The organism is Streptomyces sp. NPDC028722 (genome assembly GCF_040637655.1).
GTDB lineage: Bacteria > Actinomycetota > Actinomycetes > Streptomycetales > Streptomycetaceae > Streptomyces.
The window spans coordinates 1-6,132 of record NZ_JBEZWU010000070.1; the positions used below are offsets into that span (position 1 = coordinate 1).

Here is a 6,132-nt window from a genome sequence, read left to right on the forward strand (position 1 = left end):
CAGCAGACCGCGGACCTGACGTCGGCACAGCAGAGGTGAGCACAGAGCCCCACCGCAGCCCTCGACACCTCACCGCCTACCGTGCACGAGCTCGTAAGGGCTGTCCCGTAACTGCTGGTCACGGGACTGGCCAGGGTGCGGAAACTGCGTAGCTGCTGAGTTCGCGGTGCCGGTATCGTCTGGTCTCCCGACCCGCCGCACCGGCGGCCTACGTTCAGAGAGCGATGCAGATGACCGGCCAGCCAGCAACGACGACCCTGTGGCGCCCCACCGGCCCCAAGGAGCTGGATCTGGTTCGGCAGCTGAACTGGCGTGCCTGGCCGCCCCGGCTGCCCGAGCAGCCGATCTTCTACCCGGTCCTGAACGAGGACTACGCGGTCAGGATCGCGCGGGACTGGAACGTGAAGCACGATGGGGCCGGTTTCGTCACTCGTTTCCAGGTCGAGTCGGAGTTCTTGAGCCGGTATCCCATCCAGCAGGCCGGCGGGCAGACGATCCTCGAGCTCTGGGTTCCGGCCGAGGAGCTGGACGACTTCAACGCCCACATTGTCGGCGAGATCCAAGTGGTCCACGAGTTCCGCTGAGGCGGGGGCTTGCTGACGGAGCACGCTGGCCCGGTGCGACGATCCCGGCGTGGCTGGTGTGATCACGGCGTCGGAGCCGTCCTGGATAGACCCGTTCACCGGGCTGAGCCCGCGGCAGTTCGGCAAACTGGTGACGATTCTGCGGCGCGGGGGTGCGGACGCGGTCCGCAGGGGCCGGCGGTGGAGCCTGCCGCTGGAGGACCGGGCACTGCTGGTCGCGGCCTACTGGCGCACGAACCTGACCATGCGTCAACTGGTCCCGCTATTCGAGGTTTCCAAGTCGGCGGCGGACCGGATCATCGATCATCTCGGGCCGATGCTCGCCCTCAAGCCCCGCAAGCGGTTTGCGAAGGACACCGTGCTGATCGTGGACGGCACCCTGGTGCCCACCGCGATCACACCGTCGCCGAGCAGTCGAAGAACTACCGGTACTCAACCAACCACCAGGTCGTCATTGACGCCGACACCCACCTCGTCGTGGTGGTCGGCCAACCCCTGCCCGGCAACCGCAACGACTGCAAGGCGTGGGAGGAGTCCGGCGCGAAGGCCGCCGTCGGGACCAACATCACCTTGGCTTCCTCTCCGCCATCGCCCTCAAGATGCGCCGACGCCGAGGTTGTGCATCCGTGCGATACCGAGCACGGCGTGCAGCCGGTCCCGCTAGTGACAACTCCTGAGCTTCGGCTCAATGTGGTGGCCACAGTCTGGCGTCACCAGCGGGCGACCAGCGTTTCCCGGGCGCGACATCCCCGGTCAGATAGCCGACGATGGGCTCCCGCTGCGTTGCGCTGTGCAGCTCACCGAGCAGCTTCAGGGCATCGGGCAAGGCGAAGAAGGCGGCCTGTTTGATGTCGTCGTCCTGTGGCGCGATGTCCCCCGACCACTCGTCGATCTCGAAGGCAACGGCCAGCGCCGAAGGGTAGGGCTTGGAGTCGATGTGCATGAGGAATGCGGTCCGCACCGGGTCGCCTACCAGCAGCCCGGTCTCCTCCCATAGCTCGCGCCGGAGGGCTTCGTGCACCGAGGCCGGGATAGTCACCGATGGCCGCCACATGAGGGGGTCGCAGGGCCGAGAGATCGTAGTCAGGTCTGTGAGAGACGGTCATGTAATCGAGCGTGGCGGAACTGGTAGATCGAGCCGGCTTGGCGCAGCACGCCACGGCGGTGGGCGTCTTCGAGGAATTGGTTCAGCCGCAGGGGTGTCCGCCCGAGAAGCGCGAGCCAAGCCCGGCTGAGCAGGTAGACACCCCACGATCGAGACAGTGTCGTGGTGAGTCCGATGGCGAGCCCGAATACCGCTCCTGCCGCGAGGCCAAGGCTCAACGGAATGTGTTGGGCCATTGCTTGGCCGCCGATGGCGAAGCCAGCGAGCCCGTAGCTCACACTGCCGATGTACCGGAATGCGAACCAGCCGAACAATGCTGACACGAGTCCGGCCGGCAATGCCCGGACGAAGTGAAAGGGGTCCGCGGCCGCGCCGAGGTTGGAGTGCGGCTGGCTGACGGAGATCGCGAACCCGTAGAACAGCCCGATCGACACGGCCACCGACAACGCGAACGCGATTGTCGCGAGACGGTCCTGAGCGTGGGTCGTCGCCGGGCTGGACGCACGCCTTATCTCCCGCGGCGCCTCCAGCCAGACGTGCAGTCCCATGCTGAACCCGAAGGCGAACGCGAGCATGACCACCGTCCAAGTCGGGAGTGACCAGACCACCCCGATCACGACACTGATGACCACCCCGATCACGAACCGGCCGAGGAACGGCAACGCCGTGCTCCGGAAGCGAACCTTGACCCGCAATGGTCCTGACCGTGTTCCCCAGCCGTGGGCGGCACAACCGCCCACGGCGGTGGAAAGCCCGTAGACCCAGGCCAGGATGGGGCCTCTGGCCAGCAGGCCGGCGATCGCGAACAGACATGCCGTGGGCAGGCTGAAGACAAGTCCTCGTACGGGCCGGGGTAGCGCGCGAACCAGGTGCTCCCAGGCGAAGTCGCGGGTCTGCAGGTGCTGTAGGTGGCGAGCGAGGAATGTCAGCCATTGTTTCGCCTGGTCCGGACCGTAGTTCCGGACCGCCGCGGTCTGCGGTCCCGGCGGTTGAGGGCGTCGGGCGTAAACAGCGGGGATCCATGTGTCGAGCAGTTGGTCCTCGATCGTGGCTCGGTCGGGGAACTGTTGCGGATCAAGGAGTTCTCTCGGGTCGCTTGTGGGGTCGCGGTAGGCCGTCCGGGCGAGGTCGACCATCAGCGGGGTAGACAGCGCCTGTGCAAGTGGGCCGTCGCGGTGGTGGCGCAGGTGTTCGACGACGGGTTGCCAGCGGGTATCGCCGTGGTGGTGGCGTGCGGTGAGGAAGGTGATGGCATCGTCGAGTTCGACGGGTTCGATCTCCACCACCGCGGCGCTGGCAAGGATGGCGCCGTGTCGGACTGCGTTCTCGTACTCGTTGGTGCGGCAGGTCACCACGAGTGGCCGGCCGCCCGCTATCGCCTGGTCCATGGCGTCGATCGCGGCGGTGTGCAGGCCCGGTGGCGTCTCGTCGAGGCCGTCGAGCACCGGTATCACCCGCTCATCGGTCACCAGGCGGGTCGCGGCATCGCGTCCGTACGCCTTGGTGTTGCCCAGACCGGGGTGCTCCTCCACCAGCCTGCGCGCCAACCAGGTGTGCAGGTGGTCTCGTTGGGGATTCCAGGACGTCAGTGACATCAGTACCGGCGTCGGATCGCCCGGCGTGCGGTCGGCCAGCAGCCCCAGGGTCAGCAAGATCGCCAGCACGGTCTTGCCTGCCCCCGGCTCGCCGAGCACCACCAGTTGACGTACCGGAAGCGACCGGAACTTCAAGGCCACGTCAGAGATGTCACCACAGAGCACCTCATTCGCGCCTATCACTGCCCGGCCGGTGGTCGACCACCGTAAGCGCACCGGCGCCGGCCGGTGCAATGAGCGGATCTCGGCTTCCGCGGTCCACTGCCGGGTTATGGCGGTGGCCAATTCGCGGGCCGCCCGATCTAGTTGAGTGTCCGGTGTGGGCTCTTCGGCAGCGGCGGTCGCGGGCGGCCCCGAGGCGGCCAGGTCCGGGTCGGCGGTCAGGATCCGCTGGTGCAGCTGCCGCAAGGCGGGGCTGGGATCGAGACCGAGTTCCTCGGCCAACCGCGTCCGAGTCTGTTCGTAGCGGGCAAGGGCGTCAGCCTGCCGACCCGACCGGTACAGAGCGAGCATCAGCTGCCCCGCCAGTCGCTCATCCCACTGATATTCGCTGGCCCGGCTGACCAACGTGGGCACCAACTCCGTGTGCTGGCCCTGCGCCAGCCGCAGATCGGTGAAGTCAAGCTCGGCCGCGAACCGTTCCTTCTGCAGGACATCCCGGACGTCGTTCAGCCAGGGCGTATCCACGCCAGAGAACGGATCGCCCCGCCACAATGCCAACGCTTCGTCGAACAACGCCATCGCATCTGAGTCGTCCTCCGCCGCCCGCGCTTGCCGTATCAGCTCACCAAACCGGTGCACATCGACCAGGGCTTCATCGACCGAGATCAGGTAGCCACCGGTTTGCCGAAGGATGGCCACCCCTGCCATGACAGCCAAGGCTTTACGCAACCTGTGCAAGTAACCGTAGAGCGTGTCCCGTGCGCGTTGCGGGGGCCGCCCCGCCCACACCCGCTCGACCAGTTGGTCGACGGACACGATCCGATTGGCCTCCACCAGCAGAACGACCAGCACCGACCGCTGTCGACGATGTCCCAGATCAACCAGTTGGCCATCAACACGGGCCTCGACGTCCCCGAGTAGGCGGAACTCAGCCGTCACTATCCCCTCCCCAGACGCTCCCGGACATCGTTCACTCCAGCGTCGCTTACCCATCGCCAGACACGTCCCAGCCGAACGATTGGTCCCACACGTGCCTCACGCCCGCCGAGCAGACCAAGCTTCGTCGCCATAGTTCCCCTCGCGTCCAAGGCTCCCCGCGTCTTGGATACCCCGCCTCAGCAGCGGATACAAGATTGATACCAGGTTTGCACCCGGGCGGCCGCCCACAGTTATCCGTGTGATCGCCGGCCCCGACCCGAGGGGAAGGGCGCCGCCGACCGCGCTCTCGTTCGTTTCGCGACGAAAAGGCCAGAAGTCCGATTTCGGTACAGCCGCCTCGGCCGACGCGGGAGAGCCGGGGAGGTCAACACTTCAGGGGGATACATGATGATGAACCGTCTCGCCGGCGGTATGGGGGCGCTCGTGGTGAGCGTCGCGGTGCTGCCGGCGATCTCCGTGTCGGCGGCTGCGGCGCCGATCGCGGCACCGGCGACATCCGTTGCGGGTCAGGACGTCCTGCGCGACGGGGGCGTCTGGTACTTCAAGGCGAAGCACAGCGGCAAGTGCCTGACCGTCCATGGTGGCAGCACTGCCAAGGGTGCCGCCGTCGACCAGTACACCTGTCTGAACCGGTCCAACCAACGCTGGCGGCTGCTCTACACCAGCCAGTGGGGTGTGGCCTACGTCATCGCCGAACACAGCGGGAAGTGCCTGGATGCGCTGGGCGGCGGCAAGGCCAACGGCACCAAGATCGTCCAGTGGGACTGCAACAGCCGCAGCAACCAGTCCTTCCACGTCAGGAACCTGTCCGGCTACGTGGCTCTCAAGCCCTTACACGCGGCGCACAAGTGCCTGGACGTCCCCGGCGCGTCGCAGCGCAACAACACCCAGCTGGTCCTGTGGAGCTGCAAGAGCGTCAGCAATCAGCAGTTCAAGATGGTGCGCGCCTGAGAACGCAAAGGGGAGAAGTGATGAAAACTAGGACTCTTCTGGTGGGCCTGCTGGCCGGCGGAAGCCTGCTCGGGGTCGTGGCACCCGCCGCCTCGGCCTCTCCGGCATCCTCAGAGGTTCCCCAGGTGCCGCTTGCCGCGGCCGCGCCCATTCCCGGCGTGCACTACATCCGGCCGGCCCACACGCCCGGCAAGTGCGTCACCGTACACGGCTGGGATGCCAGTGACGGCGCGAAAATCGATCAGTGGACGTGCCAGGGCCAGAGCAACCAGCGCTGGAGCTTCATCTCGAGCAGCTTCCGGTACTGGGTGAAGTCGGACTTCAGCAACAAGTGTCTCGACGGAGGCGACCTCAAGAAAGGCCGCAAGGTCACGCAGCGAGCGTGCCACAGCGCGTTCAAGCAGCTCTGGAACCCGGTGCTGCGCGGGCGTAACACCTACGAGATCCACGTCGGCGCGCTGTGCCTGGACGTAGAGGGCGGAAGCAGGAGCAACGGCGCTCGCCTCGTCCTGTGGAAGTGCAAGAACGTCGCCAACCAACGCTTCTACCTGAACTAGCGGCGCTGTCTTCCGGGGCCTGCTGAAGTCGCGGGGCCCGCTGACACGGAGCTTGGCCGGACCGGCACAGGCGTGCGCGGCTGCGGCGTGATCCTGTGGCCCTGTGAGCGGAGGTAGGGACACTGGGCGACGAAGACCCTGGATTAAGACCGTGTCCTACATGGTCAGTTTGAGGAGGCGTTTGTAGCAGCACAGGGCGGCGGCGAGTCCGAGGAAGGCCAGGTAGTTGCCTGGTTTCC

The 6,132-nt window shown here is 66.5% G+C and carries 5 protein-coding genes and 1 pseudogene; 4 read left to right on the forward strand and 2 right to left on the reverse strand.

The window, feature by feature from the left end:
* Nucleotides 1–230: 230 nt before the first annotated feature.
* Nucleotides 231–584 (forward strand): hypothetical protein, encoded by a 354-nt coding sequence (locus AB0F03_RS37640; RefSeq protein WP_362000954.1) that lies wholly within the window; start codon nt 231–233, stop codon nt 582–584.
* Between the two features lie 49 nt (nt 585–633).
* A pseudogene (locus tag AB0F03_RS37645) lies at nt 634–1,160 on the forward strand (transposase family protein); the annotation flags it as partial.
* 109 nt (nt 1,161–1,269) lie between these two features.
* Here the strand turns inward: AB0F03_RS37645 and AB0F03_RS37650 are convergent.
* Nucleotides 1,270–1,605 (reverse strand): NUDIX hydrolase, encoded by a 336-nt coding sequence (locus AB0F03_RS37650; RefSeq protein ID WP_362000957.1) that lies wholly within the window; start codon nt 1,603–1,605, stop codon nt 1,270–1,272.
* A gap of 62 nt (nt 1,606–1,667) precedes the next feature.
* Complete coding sequence (locus AB0F03_RS37655; RefSeq protein WP_362000959.1) at nt 1,668–4,385, reverse strand: BTAD domain-containing putative transcriptional regulator; 2,718 nt, start codon at nt 4,383–4,385, stop codon at nt 1,668–1,670.
* Nucleotides 4,386–4,769: 384 nt separating this feature from the next.
* On the opposite strand from AB0F03_RS37655, the gene AB0F03_RS37660 reads away from it, so the two are divergent.
* Both AB0F03_RS37660 and AB0F03_RS37665 read left to right on the forward strand, forming a co-directional pair.
* On the forward strand, nt 4,770–5,336 hold the full coding sequence (locus AB0F03_RS37660; RefSeq protein WP_362000961.1) for an RICIN domain-containing protein: 567 nt from the start codon (nt 4,770–4,772) through the stop codon (nt 5,334–5,336).
* 41 nt (nt 5,337–5,377) lie between these two features.
* On the forward strand, nt 5,378–5,893 hold the full coding sequence (locus tag AB0F03_RS37665) for an RICIN domain-containing protein (protein WP_362000963.1): 516 nt from the start codon (nt 5,378–5,380) through the stop codon (nt 5,891–5,893).
* The last annotated feature ends 239 nt before the right edge of the window (nt 5,894–6,132 follow it).